At 43.1% G+C, this 13,975-nt stretch carries 19 protein-coding genes and 1 tRNA gene; 9 read left to right on the top strand and 11 right to left on the bottom strand.

Annotated features, from left to right (window positions below; all coding sequences use genetic code 11):
- The first annotated feature begins 3 nt into the window (after positions 1 to 3).
- Complete coding sequence (mraY, locus tag Q4B79_RS06875; RefSeq protein ID WP_303085683.1) at positions 4 to 1,113, top strand: phospho-N-acetylmuramoyl-pentapeptide-transferase; 1,110 nt, start codon at positions 4 to 6, stop codon at positions 1,111 to 1,113.
- A 94-nt stretch (positions 1,114 to 1,207) separates the two neighbouring features.
- Here mraY and Q4B79_RS06870 read toward each other — a convergent pair.
- The 11 genes from Q4B79_RS06870 to gatC all read right to left on the bottom strand — a co-directional run bounded on the left by Q4B79_RS06870 (position 1,208) and on the right by gatC (position 7,649).
- A tRNA-Pro gene (locus Q4B79_RS06870) sits at positions 1,208 to 1,284 on the bottom strand.
- A 90-nt stretch (positions 1,285 to 1,374) separates the two neighbouring features.
- Positions 1,375 to 1,575 carry a hypothetical protein gene (locus Q4B79_RS06865; RefSeq protein ID WP_303085682.1) on the bottom strand — a complete coding sequence of 67 codons (201 nt, stop codon included), beginning with the start codon at positions 1,573 to 1,575 and terminating at the stop codon, positions 1,375 to 1,377.
- Positions 1,568 to 2,281 carry a hypothetical protein gene (locus tag Q4B79_RS06860; RefSeq protein ID WP_303085681.1) on the bottom strand — a complete coding sequence of 238 codons (714 nt, stop codon included), beginning with the start codon at positions 2,279 to 2,281 and terminating at the stop codon, positions 1,568 to 1,570. Before Q4B79_RS06860 ends, Q4B79_RS06865 begins: the two co-directional genes overlap by 8 nt.
- 214 nt (positions 2,282 to 2,495) lie before the next feature.
- Positions 2,496 to 2,852: a ribonuclease E inhibitor RraB gene (locus Q4B79_RS06855; protein ID WP_079325846.1), complete on the bottom strand. Its 357-nt coding sequence runs from the start codon at positions 2,850 to 2,852 to the stop codon at positions 2,496 to 2,498.
- Positions 2,853 to 2,855: 3 nt separating this feature from the next.
- On the bottom strand, positions 2,856 to 4,322 hold the full coding sequence (gene gatB / locus Q4B79_RS06850) for an Asp-tRNA(Asn)/Glu-tRNA(Gln) amidotransferase subunit GatB (protein WP_303085680.1): 1,467 nt from the start codon (positions 4,320 to 4,322) through the stop codon (positions 2,856 to 2,858).
- Positions 4,323 to 4,578: 256 nt separating this feature from the next.
- A complete protein-coding gene (locus Q4B79_RS06845; RefSeq protein ID WP_303085679.1) occupies positions 4,579 to 4,848 on the bottom strand; it encodes a PIN domain-containing protein in 270 nt (89 codons plus the stop codon).
- 37 nt (positions 4,849 to 4,885) lie between these two features.
- Positions 4,886 to 5,062 (bottom strand): hypothetical protein, encoded by a 177-nt coding sequence (locus Q4B79_RS06840; protein ID WP_303085678.1) that lies wholly within the window; start codon positions 5,060 to 5,062, stop codon positions 4,886 to 4,888.
- 10 nt (positions 5,063 to 5,072) lie between these two features.
- Positions 5,073 to 5,516, bottom strand: a complete 444-nt coding sequence (locus tag Q4B79_RS06835; protein WP_303085677.1) for a hypothetical protein — start codon at positions 5,514 to 5,516, stop codon at positions 5,073 to 5,075.
- A 3-nt stretch (positions 5,517 to 5,519) separates the two neighbouring features.
- Positions 5,520 to 6,998, bottom strand: a complete 1,479-nt coding sequence (gene gatA / locus Q4B79_RS06830; RefSeq protein WP_303085676.1) for an Asp-tRNA(Asn)/Glu-tRNA(Gln) amidotransferase subunit GatA — start codon at positions 6,996 to 6,998, stop codon at positions 5,520 to 5,522.
- 23 nt (positions 6,999 to 7,021) lie between these two features.
- The gene (locus tag Q4B79_RS06825) at positions 7,022 to 7,324 is read right to left on the bottom strand and encodes a hypothetical protein (RefSeq protein ID WP_303085675.1); all 303 of its coding nucleotides are present in this window, start codon (positions 7,322 to 7,324) and stop codon (positions 7,022 to 7,024) included.
- 28 nt (positions 7,325 to 7,352) lie between these two features.
- On the bottom strand, positions 7,353 to 7,649 hold the full coding sequence (gatC, locus tag Q4B79_RS06820) for an Asp-tRNA(Asn)/Glu-tRNA(Gln) amidotransferase subunit GatC (RefSeq protein WP_303085674.1): 297 nt from the start codon (positions 7,647 to 7,649) through the stop codon (positions 7,353 to 7,355).
- Between the two features lie 367 nt (positions 7,650 to 8,016).
- Between gatC and Q4B79_RS06815 the strand changes: the two genes are divergently transcribed.
- The 8 genes from Q4B79_RS06815 to rplD all read left to right on the top strand — a co-directional run.
- Positions 8,017 to 9,048, top strand: coding sequence for a rod shape-determining protein (locus tag Q4B79_RS06815; RefSeq protein ID WP_303085673.1), 1,032 nt, complete (start codon positions 8,017 to 8,019; stop codon positions 9,046 to 9,048).
- 86 nt (positions 9,049 to 9,134) lie between these two features.
- Positions 9,135 to 9,983: a rod shape-determining protein MreC gene (gene mreC / locus Q4B79_RS06810; protein WP_303085672.1), complete on the top strand. Its 849-nt coding sequence runs from the start codon at positions 9,135 to 9,137 to the stop codon at positions 9,981 to 9,983.
- Positions 9,984 to 10,004: 21 nt separating this feature from the next.
- Positions 10,005 to 10,493: a rod shape-determining protein MreD gene (gene mreD, locus Q4B79_RS06805; protein WP_303085671.1), complete on the top strand. Its 489-nt coding sequence runs from the start codon at positions 10,005 to 10,007 to the stop codon at positions 10,491 to 10,493.
- A complete protein-coding gene (locus Q4B79_RS06800; RefSeq protein WP_303085670.1) occupies positions 10,493 to 11,083 on the top strand; it encodes a nucleoside triphosphate pyrophosphatase in 591 nt (196 codons plus the stop codon). The genes mreD and Q4B79_RS06800 overlap by 1 nt, the downstream gene beginning before the upstream one ends.
- Positions 11,080 to 12,483 carry an Rne/Rng family ribonuclease gene (locus Q4B79_RS06795; RefSeq protein ID WP_303085707.1) on the top strand — a complete coding sequence of 468 codons (1,404 nt, stop codon included), beginning with the start codon at positions 11,080 to 11,082 and terminating at the stop codon, positions 12,481 to 12,483. The genes Q4B79_RS06800 and Q4B79_RS06795 overlap by 4 nt, the downstream gene beginning before the upstream one ends.
- A gap of 330 nt (positions 12,484 to 12,813) precedes the next feature.
- Positions 12,814 to 13,125 carry a 30S ribosomal protein S10 gene (gene rpsJ / locus Q4B79_RS06790; RefSeq protein ID WP_003656991.1) on the top strand — a complete coding sequence of 104 codons (312 nt, stop codon included), beginning with the start codon at positions 12,814 to 12,816 and terminating at the stop codon, positions 13,123 to 13,125.
- 48 nt (positions 13,126 to 13,173) lie between these two features.
- The gene (gene rplC, locus Q4B79_RS06785) at positions 13,174 to 13,812 is read left to right on the top strand and encodes a 50S ribosomal protein L3 (RefSeq protein WP_303085669.1); all 639 of its coding nucleotides are present in this window, start codon (positions 13,174 to 13,176) and stop codon (positions 13,810 to 13,812) included.
- An 11-nt stretch (positions 13,813 to 13,823) separates the two neighbouring features.
- Positions 13,824 to 13,975: 50S ribosomal protein L4 (gene rplD / locus Q4B79_RS06780; RefSeq protein WP_303085706.1), on the top strand; the 152-nt coding region annotated here is incomplete at its 3' end.

The raw sequence follows: 13,975 nt of genomic DNA, 5'->3' as shown, positions 1-13,975 counted from the left end.
ACGATGTTATATTGGCTGATTGATTATTTGGACATTTTGCGAAGTCAAACGATTGCGTCTTTGGCACTTCGTAGCTTGCTTGCGGTAATGACGAGCATGGCGATTGTGCTGATGGCGGGCAAGCCTGTCATCGCCTATCTGCGTAACCTAAAATACGGTCAAGCGGTGCGTACCGATGGCCCAAAAACACACCTTGTCAAGCAAGGCACGCCCACGATGGGTGGGGTGCTGATTTTGGTGGCGATTGGTGTTTCTACCCTGCTTTGGGCGAACCTTGCCAATCCTTATGTGTGGATTTTGATGGCGGTGATGGTGATTTTTGGGGCGGTCGGTTGGCGTGATGACTGGCTAAAAATCAAACACAAAAACCCACAAGGTCTGATTGCTCGTAAAAAATATTTTTGGCTGTCGGTCGGGGCGTTGATTGCAGGCGGGTCGCTCTATTACATCGCTTTACAACAAGAACCTACCACCATGCGAGCGATGCAGGACGTGCTGTTGCCTGTCTTTAAAAACTGGGTCATTCCTTTGTCCGCCATTCCTTTTGGGCTTGGCTTTATCACGTTGACTTATTTTGCCATTAATGGCACGTCCAATGCGGTCAATCTCACCGATGGACTTGATGGCTTGGTGGCGTTGCCTGTGGTGCTGGTGTCGGCAGGGCTTGGGGTCTTTGCCTATGTGTCGGGTCATGCAGAGTGGGCGAATTATCTCAACGTGCCATTCATCGCTTATAATAGCGAGGTGGTCGTGGTCTGTGCGTCCATGATTGGGGCGTGTTTGGGCTTTTTGTGGTACAACGCCGCCCCTGCCGAAGTCTTTATGGGTGATGTCGGGGCGTTATCGCTTGGCGGTATGCTTGGCACGATTGCGGTGATGACTCGCCAAGAGATTGCGTTTATCCTGATGGGCGGGATTTTTGTGGCGGAAGCGGTGTCGGTGATTATCCAAGTGGGCAGTTATAAACTGCGTAAAAAACGGGTCTTTCGCATGGCACCTTTGCACCACCATTTTGAAGAATTGGGACTAAAAGAAACCAAAGTCGTCATTCGTTTTTGGATTGTCTGTATCATTCTTGTGGTGCTGGCACTGATGACGCTAAAATTGCGGTAATTGTTAAATAAAAAAAAGCCACTCTTGACAGGGTGGTTTTTTATTAAAAAATCTAAGGCTGTCGCACGATTGTGGACAGCCCTAGATTTTAGTTTGGTCGGAGTGGCGGGATTCGAACTCGCGACCCCTTGCACCCCATGCAAGTGCGCTACCAAGCTGCGCTACACCCCGAATAGACGTGTATTATATCATGGTTTTGAGATTTTGCAAGTATTTTTAGCTTTCTTTATATCAAAAAACTCATTAATCGGCACTCTGTTTTTATCTAAACACAAGCGATAATCCGCCACAACTAAAATTTTCATAAGGAAATTCCGCCATAAACCATTCATCATTACCATTTTGTTTAAAGAAATGGGTTAAATGGGTGTTGGCAAGGGTTAATAATTGGGTGTGGTTTACATTTATTTTTAAAGAAAAATGGTTGGTGCTAAGGTGTGTATTACAAACTAATTTAATCATATTTCTTAATCCATTGGTATTTTGGTGTGATTGGATAAATTTCATATTCACTATTTAAAAATCTCTCTACAAAATATTTTTCTCCACCAATAAATGTATAAGGAACATCATATTCGGTTGCAATTACCCATTTTTCACTATCATCAAATAATAAAGTTGGTTGTGTATGTATTTTTGAATAATGTTGTAATTCTTGATGAGTTAATATCTCTCCTTTAAATAACAGCTCGGATATTGTGTTGTAATCATATTCTGAATAACCAATAATTTTTAAAAGTTCATAATAATAGTAAATGTCATTATCAACCAAATTTTTTAGGGTGTCTATCATAAAATTAAATTGCAAATCAGAACAATCGCCGTTTGAAGTGCAAAGTAATAAGCCACATTTTTGGAATAACTCACTTTCCAAATGACATAAATCATCTAAATCTATATCATCATTTAACAAAATTTCAAATGCTTCAAATAGTGATTTTCTGGTTTTTGGTTCTATATATTGCCCATTTTGATGATAACCAATCGGCTGTAAACAAATTGCATAACTTTCAAAATTATGTGGAACAATATTGGCAAGTGCTAAATAATAATCATAAAATGATAAATTTTTATTTTGAAATTTTGGGTCAATTTGATACTCGGAAAAATCAAATGATAAAAATTGTGGTAATTTATCATTGGATTGGAAAAATTTTTTGTTTGACATATTTGCCCTTAAATAAAACCCCAAACACCAACCGATATTTGGGGCTTATTTTATTAAACAATCAACTTCTTCAACAGATTTTTTTAATGGTTTAAAAGTTAGTTATTCAAAAAAGGTATTACGATTTGGCGATACCTTTTTTTGCTGGGTGGTTTTTGCTTTGTTATGAAAGTTAAATCGTGATAAATTAACATTTTACCGATTGCTCTCAAAGCTAATCACCAAGAAATCCCCAACCATCGTTTTTACCATTTAGGCTTTTAGAGTTCTCTGCCAGCCAATTTTCCGCTTGTGTTAAACTTGGCTCATTGATTTCCATAAAAATGCCCACAATGACTTCACCCATATATCCATTCTTGTCAACATCAGGAAAGTCTTCTAAATTATTGACTTGAACTCGATAACCAAATTTTAGGAGAAACATACCGAATTTGAGAGCATTTTCATAGGTTGGAAAAATAATGGCAAAATCCACCAAGATTTCATCAGGCAATACCCCTAGTTTTTGGGTGAGTTGCCATAAAACATTGCCGTTTTCAGTTTCAGGAAATTTTTGATAATTTCGCTCCATATCTCACCCAATCAACTTCTTCAATAACTCATTTACCTGTGCTGGATTGGCTTTACCACGACTTGCTTTCATGACTTGTCCGACCAGTCCATTAAAGGCTTTTTCTTTTCCGCCTTTATATTCATCAACCATTGTTTGGTTATTGGCTAAGACTTCTTTAATAATCGCCTCAATCGCCCCTGTGTCGGTTTCTTGTTTTAAGCCTTTTTCGCTAATAATTTCATCAGCCGATTTGTCGCTTTCCCAAAGATAATTAAACACTTCTTTGGCAATTTTACCGCTAATGGTATTATCCAAAATACGAGCAATTAACCCTGCTAGGCGTTCGGCATTGATGGGTGATTGACTGATGGTCAGCTCATTTTTATTGAGTGAACCCAATAAATCGCCCATAATCCAGTTAGCCCCAATTTTGGCATTATTTTTACCCACTTTTTCTACCACTTCCAAGAAATAATCCGACAACTCACGACTACCATTTAATACATTGGCATCATAAGCCGATAAGCCAAGTTCATTCACAAAGCGTTCTTTTCGTACGCTTGGCAATTCTGGCATTTTATCTTTAATGGCTTGCAAGGTTTCATCAGAAATCATCACAGGCAATAAATCAGGGCAAGGGAAATAGCGATAATCGTTGGCTTCTTCTTTGGTTCGCATTGCCCGAGTTTCGTCTTTTTCTGGGTCGTATAGGCGAGTGGCTTGCACCACTTTTCCGCCGTCTTCAATTAGGTCAATTTGGCGTTCAATTTCTGATTTAATCGCCCGCTCAATAAAGCGAAACGAGTTTAGGTTTTTGAGTTCACAGCGAGTGCCAAAGGGTGTGTTTGGCTTGTGTACCGAGACATTGATATCGGCACGAAAAGAGCCTTCCGCCATAATCGCATCGCTAATGCCAAGCCAAGTAACCAGCTCGTGAATGGTCTTGACATAGGCGACCGCCTCGTCCGCCGAGCGAATGTCAGGCTCGGAGACGATTTCAATGAGTGGCGTGCCAGCACGGTTTAAGTCCACGCCTGTCATCTGTGGCACGGCATCGTGGACGGACTTGCCTGCGTCTTCTTCAAGGTGGGCACGGGTAATGCCAATGCGTTTGGTGTACTCGTTTTTTTGCCCTGCGTTCACCAAAATGTCAATATAGCCTTGCCCCACGATTGGGTGTGCCATCTGAGAAGTTTGGTAGCCTTTGGGTAAGTCTGGGTAGAAGTAGTTTTTGCGGTCAAAGGCGTTCATTTGTCCGATTTGGGCGTTGACACCCAAGCCAAATTTGACCGCTTTTTCAACCACTTCGGCATTTAGGACGGGCAAAACCCCCGGCATTGCCAAATCAATGATGTTGGCTTGTGTGTTGGGTTCTTGCCCAAAGCAGGTCGAGGCGGGCGAGAAAATTTTGGTGGCGGTGTTTAATTGGCAATGGATTTCAATGCCGATGACAACTTCATAGCCGTCAATAAGTAGGGATTGGGTCATAGTAGGGTCTCTTTTAATTTAAATTAGAATGGGTTTATTGTTCGGTACGGACAATTAAAACGCTCATTGTTTATCCTTAATAAATTGGGGTTGTTTTAAAATAAACACTTTATGGATTAAACGGATTTAAAACAATCAGTCCATCAATATTTGCAAAATCCTTTGTATTTCGTGTAACCACCGTTAAACCATTAGCAAGGGCAATGCTGGCAATTAAGGCATCAGCCATTAAAATTGGTTTGCCTTGTTTTTGTCGTTACACAACGATTTTGCCATAATGATTGGCACTTTTTTCACAAAATGGCAAAATACGATTATCAAATACCGCTAATACTTCATTGATAAGGGCTGTTAAATCGTTTTTTCTTTTGCTATTGTCCAATTTTTCAAGCCCAAATAACATTTCCGCTTTGGTAACAGAGCTAATAAATGCCAATGGATTTTGATTAAGCCAAGCCAATACATTGGCATTAGGCGTTGGCTTATTCATTTCTGAAATGATATTGGTATCCAGCAAATAACTCATAATATCATTTCTCTTGGCATATCATCTCTTTGTATGTCTAAACTTGGAAAATCAGCTTGGGCAAAGATTTGATGTAAACGGTCGCCCAATTGGGTTTGGGTGTTTTTTGATTTTCACTTGCCCATTTTTCAATCAACTCTACAACGCTTAATTGCTCACTTTGAGCCTGAGCAATCACCAGTTGTTCAATGTGGGGTGGTAATTCTATTAACATCATATTTTCCTTAAATGCCATTATGAACAAGCACCAAATTTTCATTATGGCTCACTTGCTTACAATAGCCAATCAATATGTCAAGTTGCCCTAATAACATATCACGATTTACCAATATTTTTTCATAATGACCTTTATCAGGATTATCCACAAAAGTTTGCCAATTTCCTGTTAAAATAAAATCGTCAGGAGCATTACTAAAAATATTTCGCCAATTTACCATTAAGTTTTGAAATGGGTGAATTAAGTCATTATCAAAACAAGTAATGCCATAATAACATAAACCATTCACAAAAGTTTGGTCGCTTGGATTAAACCCTGTTATCCAGTCCATTGTGTCGGCAGTATACAAAATAATACCGTCATCAATGATGATTTTATTGGGATTGTTATTGTCAATCACATAATTGCTATCTTTTGGCATTACAGCAAAATAATGATTTAATCCACCCATTTTTTAGCCCTTGGCAATCGGCGACAATTCTTTATGAAACGCTGTCGCCCCCTGATAAGCGTGCGTGGTGTTTAATAGGGTATTTTCCGCCCAATGTTTGCCAATGAGTTGTAAGCCCACAGGCAAACCGCCAACAAAGCCCACAGGGTGCGACAAACTTGGTAAGCCTGCTAAATTCACGCCAATGGTATAGACATCACCCATATAGATTTCGGCAGGGGACAGGTTTTCGCCCAATTTATAGGCAACCGTTGGGGCGGTTGGCGTGGCGATGATGTCGCAGGTTTCAAAGGCTTTTAAAAAGTCGTTTAAAATCAAACGGCGTACCTTTTGAGCCTTGACATAATAGGCATCAAAATAGCCTGCACTTAGGGCATAAGTCCCCATAATGATGCGGCGTTGCACTTCCACCCCAAAGCCTTCCGAGCGACTGCGTGTGTACAAATCGTGCAAATCGGCAGGATTTTCACAGCGATAGCCATAACGCACGCCGTCAAATCTTGACAAATTGGAGCTGGCTTCGGCAGGGGCAAGCAAATAATAAGTGGCAAGGGTGATTTGTGGGTCGGTCAAATGCACATCTACCAAAGTCGCCCCTAAGTCTTGATAGACTTTTAGAGCGTCTTCAATTTTGGCTTTGACTTCGGCGTTTAATCCAGTGCCAAAATAGGCTTGTGGTACGCCCACTTTCAGTCCTGCAAGCGGTTTGTCGCCACTTACTTTGTCAAGTTCGTCAAGCCAGTTTGGTACATCTTTGTTTACGCTTGTACTGTCTTTGGGGTCATAGCCACTCATCGCCTGCAAAAGATAGGCACAGTCTTGTGCTGTCCGTCCAAACGCCCCTGCTTGGTCAAAGCTGGACGCATACGCCACCATACCAAAGCGAGACACTCGCCCGTAGGTTGGCTTAATGCCCGTAACCCCGCAGAAGCTGGCTGGCTGACGAATAGAACCACCCGTGTCCGAGCCTGTCGCAACAGGGATAAAGCCACTTGCCACCGCAGACGCACTACCGCCAGACGAACCACCGGGCACTCGGTCTAGGTCATAGGGGTTGTGTACCGCTCCGAAGTAGGATTTTTCATTGTCCGAACCCATCGCAAATTCGTCCATATTAAGCTTGCCAAGACTGATAAAGCCTTGATTGGCAATGTTTTCCACTAGGGTTGCATTATAAGGAGCTTTGAAATTGGCAAGCATTTTTGAGCCACAAGTGGTCAAAACGCCTTGTGTACACAGGTTGTCTTTATGAGCCATTGGCACGCCCAAAAGGGGGCGAGTGTCGCCTTTGCTACGCAGGTCATCGGCAAGGCGAGCTTGTTCTAAGGCTAGGTCAGCCGTTACCGTTACAAAGCTATTTACCGCCTTGTCGTGCGTGGCGATACGGTCTAAAAAATGCTGGGTTAATTCAACCGAGCTAAATTGTTTGTTTTGTAGGCCGTCAGCGATTTGGTGGACGGATAGGGTGTGGAGTTGGGTCATTTTGTTTTCTCTGATTTTAAAATTTACGGTTTAAATTTTGGGTTGTTGGGATTTTGCCACAACTTGTCAAATTCACTTTGGCTAATTTCGGTGTTAATAAATTCATCATTATCTTCATCACAGCCCAACACATCATCAATCGTGGTGTTATAAAGCCAAGTTTCATCAATTCCTTCTTGGTTGGTGTGGTCGGCGTATAAGATTTTGTCCGATTTAAACACTTCAATGCGTTGCACTTCATCGCCCTTGTCATCAAAAGATGAATAGTAAAGGCTTGGAAACTCATCGTCATCATCGTGTAGCCATTGGGTTTTGATGTATCGCATTTATTACTCCAAAATTAGAAAATGACGATTATTCAATTACTTGTGGCACAAGGTATAATCCGTCCTGCACGGCAGGGGCAATCGCTTGATTTAATTCACGATTGACCGCCAAGCCATTTAAATCCACCACATCAGGGCGAAGCACTTGCACGCCATCGTGGACATTGGTTAGGGGCTTGACATCGGTGGTGTCCACTTGTGCCAAAATGTCCATCATGGAGAGGATTTTGCCAATGTCTTTGGCGTAGTCATTTGCCAAATTGTCGTCAATGGCAAGGCGAGAGAGATTGGCAACTTTGCTGATGTCTTGGGAGGATAGGCTCATTATTGTTGTCCTTAAAAAAGTTGAGATAAAATGTTAATGGGGCTAATTTTACCACAAACTGACCGATTTCAAACAACTAAAAATGAGCATGAATCATATTCTTGCTCATTTCCTAATTTTCTGTAATTTTTAGTAACAGTCCCTCAAAAAATTGCCCAATTTTAAGGGTTTTGTAAAAATTTTGGTAAATCCAATGAATTTTTTTCGTATTTTTTCGTAATTCATCATGATTTTTTTTGCATAAATCTGTATAATTTAGCAAAATTTTTAAATGTTAGGCGACTGGCTAATTTTTAACCATCTTTTGTGTTTTTCATGAAGATGGTAAATTTTGCCATGCCATTTTGTTTTTCTGGAATTAGCCATTATGAATCTGTTAGGGTTTTTGTCTACCAATATTGCCATTGACTTGGGGACAGCCAATACTTTGATTTATGCCCCTGGCAAGGGCATTGTGCTTGATGAACCAACCGTAGTGGCATTGCGTTCAAACCGCACCCAAAATCCAACGGTGGCAGCTGTGGGTATTGATGCCAAACAAATGCTCGGTCGTACCCCTGATAATATTACTGCCATTCGTCCTTTAAAAGACGGTGTGATTGCTGATTTTGAAGTAACCCAGCAAATGCTAAAACACTTCATCAAAAAGGTAAAAGTCAAACGCTTTTTGGCTGACCCAAACGTGGTGGTATGCGTACCTTGCAAATCCACCCTAGTGGAACGCCGTGCTATTGAGGAAGCGGTGCGTTCAGCTGGGGCAAACAGCGTGCATATCCTAGAAGAGCCGATGGCGGCAGCGATTGGGGCAGGGCTACCTGTTCATGATGCTAGTGGCTCTATGGTGGTGGATATCGGTGGAGGCACAACCGAGATTGCGGTGATTTCATTGTCAGGCTGTGTGTATGCCGACTCAATCACCATCGGTGGGGATAAATTTGATGATGCCATCATCAGTCATGTCAAAAAGACGCACGGTTGTTTTATTGGCGAGACCACCGCTGAACGCATCAAAAAAGAAGTGGGAACGGCTGTCTTTGACGAAAAAGAAAACTTGGAAGTTGAAGTGCGTGGACGTTCTATGGCAGAGGGCGTGCCAAAGACCTTTACGGTAAACTCCAAAGAAATCCAAGAGGCTTTGGCAGAACCTGTGGCGGGCATTGTTAGTGCTGTTAAGTTGGCACTAGAACAAACACCTCCTGAGCTATCATCTGACATCGCCGAGCATGGCGTGGTACTAACAGGTGGTGGTGCTTTGCTTCGCAACTTAGATAAGCTACTTTCAAAAGAGACAGGTTTGCCTGTATTCGTCGCCGAAGATCCGCTCTCTTGTGTATCTCGTGGTGGCGGTAAGGCACTTGACTTTATTCATGACAAGTCTTTGAGTATGATTTTTGTCTAATCCGTATTTTGATGAAGCGGTGTCCATGCACCGCTTTGTTTGTTTTTTAATGGCTTCATCAGCATAAGATAAGCACAGGCCTGATAATGCTTCCTAGTATTTTTTCTCAAAAGCCCATTTTTGCACGCATGACGACCGCCTTTTTGGTGCTTGCTTTAATTTTTATGTTGCTAGATAGTAAAAACCCCAAGTGGTTTGAGGGTGTTAGAAATTTAAGCCATGCCTCTATGCAACCCATCTACCAAGCCTCTGTCGGTCCATCTTATGCTATGGAGTATCTGCAAAGTGCTTCCCATACCAAAGAATCGCTACGCCGTGAAAATATTCGTTTGCAGGCTGAATTGCTTCAAGCACGAGCCAGACTTCAAACCCAAGATTATCTCATCGCCCAAAATGCTCGCCTAAATGGGGTGCTAAGTACCGCCCAATCTACCGAACATCATTTGTTGCTGGCTCGTGTGATTGGTACTGATTCCAATCCTTTGCGTCAAGTGGTGGTGTTAAATAAGGGTGCAAATGACGGCGTAAAAATCGGTCAGACTGTGATTGACGAAAATGGTATTTTGGGGCAAGTCCTCAACGTCTACGCCAACACCTCTCGCTTGCTTTTGATTACTGATGAACAGCAGTCGGTGGCGGTGGTGGTGGCTCGCACAGGACAGCGTGCGATGGTGTCAGGCAACGGCAAGCCCAATGGTCTTAGCTTGGATTATATTTTTAAGACGGCAGACGTAAAAGTAGGCGATGAGCTGATTTCATCGGGGCTGGGCGAGCGTTTCCCTGCTGGGTATAAAGTGGGAGAAGTATTGGATATTGATACCACTCGCACGGATAATTTTGCTGACATCAGCGTAACGCCTGCCGCCGATTTTTTGGACAGTCGCTATGTGTTGATATTGCAACCTAAAAACACCTCAAACCCCAATAAGGGCTAGTTACCATCTTTTGTTATTTTCATGAACTCAAAGCCATTTCTCATTATCGGTATGATTGTCAGTTTTGTGATAGCATCTATGTTAAATGTCTATCCGTTAGGCTATGATTTGGCAAAATTACGCCCCATGTTTTTGGCGATGACGCTTGTTTTTTGGGTCATGTACCGCTCAACCATGCTTGGGGTGTGGTCGGTATTTTTGGTGGGCATGGTGTCAGATTTGCTCTTGGGGACGCATTTGGGACATCAAGCATTTAGTGCGGTATTGATGGCGTTTGTGGTGCGTATTTTGCTATTATATGCCAAAGAGTTGGCGTTGTCGCAAGCGTGGCTTTTGGGGACGATAGGGCTTGTGGTGTATCAGCTGTCTTTGTGGGTATTGCAGGCATTTTCTTATAATGAGTTTATTTGGCTTGGTTTTGGCTCTTTGGCGACCAGCATCATGCTTTTTCCGCTACTTTGGTATCCGTTGTATTGGGTAAATGCTCAATTAAAAGAGCGGGCGTTTTGATGGTTAGGGTTATATTGGCATCGTCATCGCCACGCCGAAAAGAGCTATTGTCAGAGATTGTGGACGATTTTGATATTAGGCCTGCTGACATTGATGAGACGATTTTACCCAGCGAGTCAGCTTGGGATTATGTTGTGCGTATGGCAAATACCAAAGCACTCGCTGTTGCACACGACATCGATGAGTTGACTTTTGTCATGGGTACAGATACCATCGGTGTGGTTGATGGCGAGATTTTGACCAAACCCACCGACAAAGCTCACGCATGGGCGATGTGGGATAAATTATCTGACAACACCCATCAGATTTTGACTGCTGTTTGTATTTGTGTCGCCAAAGGTCGGCAAATTCTTCGCCAAAAAACCATCACAGTTGCTACCGATGTGCAGTTTGCTCGCTTGACCGAATGCCAAAAAGAGCGTTATTGGGCAACAGGCGAGCCACTTGATAAGGCGGGTGCATACGCCATTCAAGGTGGGGCAATGTCATGGGTGCGTGCCATCAATGGCAGTTATACGAGCGTGGTAGGCTTACCGCTTGCACAGACGCATGAGCTTTTGACACAAATGACGGACGAGATTTGTCCGTGAAAACCTTGCTGATTTCCACCATTGCCACACCCCAAGTTGCCTTGATAGATGATGGCAGACTTTGTCAGTGGCGTGTTTTTGACCAAAAAAATGCCAATGTAGGCGACATTTATCTTGGTGTGGTGGTGCGAGTGGTGGCGGGCATGGACGCATGCTTTGTGGATATTGGACGTGAGCGAACGGCATTGTTGCACAAAAACGACATGGTGTGTTCAGATAAAGCCACTCCCATTCATCGTCTTGTGCATCAAGGCGAGCGTCTTTTGGTGCAAGTCATCAAAGACGAGATTGCCACCAAAGGAGCAAGACTAACTACCGATATTAGTTTGGCAAGTCGGTATGTGGTGTATCGCCCATTTTCCAAAACGTCCGTTAGCGTTTCTCATCGCATGGACAAATCAGCCCGCCAAAGATTACGCACGGCATTGACCGCATTTACTCAAAACCTGCAAGGAGCTTGGACAGCTCGTACCGCAAGTGAGGGTGTTGCTGAAAAAATCTTGTCAAACAATATCCGTCATTTGCATGAGCATTGGCAAATGATTTTGCAGACAAAAGCAAACACAAACAAACCCAGCTTAATGCTGTCCAAGTTGCCTTCTGTGATTGATGGTGTGCGTGAAATGGCGGACGATGTGGCGGTGGTCAAGGTTGATGACGAAGCGACTTATCGGCAGATTCGTGTGTTTTGTGAATTGACCATGCCTGATTTTCTTACTCGTATTGTTTATGAGCCAACGCTTGCCATTGATGATGTTTGGCGGTTGGGTCGCAAAACAGCCATGAGTAGGCGTGTGGATTTGCCATCAGGGGGCTATTTGTTGTTTGATGAAACAGAAGCCTTGACGGTGATTGATGTCAATACAGGTTCGGCGACCGCTCGCACGCCAACCGAGCTTTCCTATCATACCAACTTAGAAGCAGTTCACGCCATCGCTCATCAGCTTCGTTTGCGTAATATTTCAGGCATTGTGGTGGTGGATTTCATCGATGTGCATACAAGCCACCAAAAAGCCATTTTTGCCGAGCTTTCCCAAGCAACCTCCCAAGACATTGCCAAAATTACCATCTCTCCCATCGGAGCGTTTGGACTTTTGACACTTACTCGTGAGCGAGTGCATGGGGCTTTATCAGACGCATTGAGCCAAACTTGCCATGTTTGTGGTGGTACGGGCAAAATGCCCACTCATGAAGCGGCGGCATTTGAACTTTTGGCGGATATTTTGTCTCATCATAAAAAACACCCATCGTCCACACTTACGGTCATGGCGGAGCCGTCTTTAGCAGAGTTTTTGACCGACCATCAGGCTATTTTTGACCTATCCAAACTTTTGGATATCGCATTGACGATTACTCCAAACAATCAGTATGACTGGGGTAAATACGCCCTAAAAGTCTAAAATTCCCCAAAATCCCCTTGCATTTTAATGATTTTTGTGTATAATAGGCAGACATTTTAATGCGTTGTACTTCTTGTTTGTAATTTTTTTAAAATTTCCCAAGCAAAAGTTTTAAATCACAAAAACTTTTTAGTTTTTCATAACATTTACAACGCCACAGCCGAAGCATCGTTTTTGGCACTATGATTCAGTTTCCTGTTGCTGCCTGTTCATGGTATGCAGACAGGGTTTTGTTTCGTTTTGTTTTAAAGATGACGGTAAATTATTGAACACAGACTGACATCATTAGATGGAAGTTTCAAAAAGCACTTAAATTAGGAGCTTGTTGGCATGGCTAACCAGAGAATCCGTATCCGACTCAAGTCATTTGACCATCGTTTGATTGACCAGTCGGCACAAGAGATTGTCGATACCGCAAAGCGTACAGGAGCCCAAGTTTGTGGACCTGTTCCCTTGCCGACTCGTATTGAGCGGTTCAACGTATTGACATCACCACACGTCAATAAAGACGCTCGTGACCAGTATGAAATTCGCACCCACAAACGCATGATTGACATTGTGCAACCTACTGACAAAACTGTCGATGCACTAATGAAATTGGATTTGGCTGCTGGTGTTGATGTTCAAATCGCCTTAGGCTAATTGAATCACTGGTTGAATATTAACGATTAAAGAAGTAAGAGGTCTAAAATGGCGATTGGTTTAGTCGGTATTAAGCGTGGTATGACCCGAATCTTCACTGAAGCAGGTGCATCTATCCCTGTAACAGTGGTTGAGGTTGACGCGAACCGCATTTCGCAAATCAAGACAGTAGATACTGATGGCTACAACGCAATCCAAGTTACCACTGGTGTGCGTCGTGAAAGTCGTGTAACTGCTGCTCAAAAAGGACACTTCGCTAAGGCTGGCGTACAAGCTGGTCGTGGCGTTTGGGAGTTTCGTGCTGACGCAAGCGAGCTAGAAGGTCGTGAAGTTGGCGGTAGCTTTGGCGTTGAGACTTTTGAAGTTGGTCAAATTGTTGACGTAACTGGTCAATCCAAAGGTAAAGGCTTTCAAGGTGGTGTAAAACGCCACAATTTCCGCACCCAAGACGCATCTCACGGTAACTCTGTGTCTCACCGTGTACTTGGTTCTACTGGTCAAAACCAGACTCCAGGTAAAGTCTTCAAAGGCAAAAAAATGCCTGGTCAAATGGGTAATAAGCGTGTTACTGTACAAGGTCTAGAAATCGTATCTATCGATGCGGACAAAGGCTTGCTTGTTATCAAAGGTGCATTGCCTGGTGCTAATGGTGGCGATGTTATCGTCCGTCCGTCAGTCAAAGCCTAAGGGGATTTAACGTGAATTTAAAAACTGTTACAGGTGCGGCGGTTGAACTATCAGAGACTACTTTTGGTCGTGCGTTCAACGAAGCTTTGGTACACCAAGTCGTAACTGCCTATTTGGCTGGTGCTCGTCAAGGTACTCGTGCCCAAAAAACTCGTGGCGAAGT

Origin of the sequence: Moraxella sp. (assembly GCF_030525845.1) — a bacterium.
Taxonomy (GTDB): domain Bacteria; phylum Pseudomonadota; class Gammaproteobacteria; order Pseudomonadales; family Moraxellaceae; genus Moraxella.
The sequence above is the reverse complement of the archived record's forward strand: the minus strand, read 5'-3'. Positions and strand labels throughout refer to the sequence as shown.

Bases quoted from the DNA above. Each gene is read 5' to 3' on its own strand.
- mraY (WP_303085683.1), top strand. From the start codon at position 4: ATGTTATATTGGCTGATTGATTATTTGGACATTTTGCGAAGTCAAACG.
- Q4B79_RS06865 (WP_303085682.1), bottom strand. From the start codon at position 1,575: ATGATTAAATTAGTTTGTAATACACACCTTAGCACCAACCATTTTTCT.
- Q4B79_RS06860 (WP_303085681.1), bottom strand. From the start codon at position 2,281: ATGTCAAACAAAAAATTTTTCCAATCCAATGATAAATTACCACAATTT.
- Q4B79_RS06855 (WP_079325846.1), bottom strand. From the start codon at position 2,852: ATGGAGCGAAATTATCAAAAATTTCCTGAAACTGAAAACGGCAATGTT.
- gatB (WP_303085680.1), bottom strand. From the start codon at position 4,322: ATGACCCAATCCCTACTTATTGACGGCTATGAAGTTGTCATCGGCATT.
- Q4B79_RS06845 (WP_303085679.1), bottom strand. From the start codon at position 4,848: ATGAGTTATTTGCTGGATACCAATATCATTTCAGAAATGAATAAGCCA.
- Q4B79_RS06840 (WP_303085678.1), bottom strand. From the start codon at position 5,062: ATGTTAATAGAATTACCACCCCACATTGAACAACTGGTGATTGCTCAG.
- Q4B79_RS06835 (WP_303085677.1), bottom strand. From the start codon at position 5,516: ATGGGTGGATTAAATCATTATTTTGCTGTAATGCCAAAAGATAGCAAT.
- gatA (WP_303085676.1), bottom strand. From the start codon at position 6,998: ATGACCCAACTCCACACCCTATCCGTCCACCAAATCGCTGACGGCCTA.
- Q4B79_RS06825 (WP_303085675.1), bottom strand. From the start codon at position 7,324: ATGCGATACATCAAAACCCAATGGCTACACGATGATGACGATGAGTTT.
- gatC (WP_303085674.1), bottom strand. From the start codon at position 7,649: ATGAGCCTATCCTCCCAAGACATCAGCAAAGTTGCCAATCTCTCTCGC.
- Q4B79_RS06815 (WP_303085673.1), top strand. From the start codon at position 8,017: ATGAATCTGTTAGGGTTTTTGTCTACCAATATTGCCATTGACTTGGGG.
- mreC (WP_303085672.1), top strand. From the start codon at position 9,135: ATGCTTCCTAGTATTTTTTCTCAAAAGCCCATTTTTGCACGCATGACG.
- mreD (WP_303085671.1), top strand. From the start codon at position 10,005: ATGAACTCAAAGCCATTTCTCATTATCGGTATGATTGTCAGTTTTGTG.
- Q4B79_RS06800 (WP_303085670.1), top strand. From the start codon at position 10,493: ATGGTTAGGGTTATATTGGCATCGTCATCGCCACGCCGAAAAGAGCTA.
- rpsJ (WP_003656991.1), top strand. From the start codon at position 12,814: ATGGCTAACCAGAGAATCCGTATCCGACTCAAGTCATTTGACCATCGT.
- rplC (WP_303085669.1), top strand. From the start codon at position 13,174: ATGGCGATTGGTTTAGTCGGTATTAAGCGTGGTATGACCCGAATCTTC.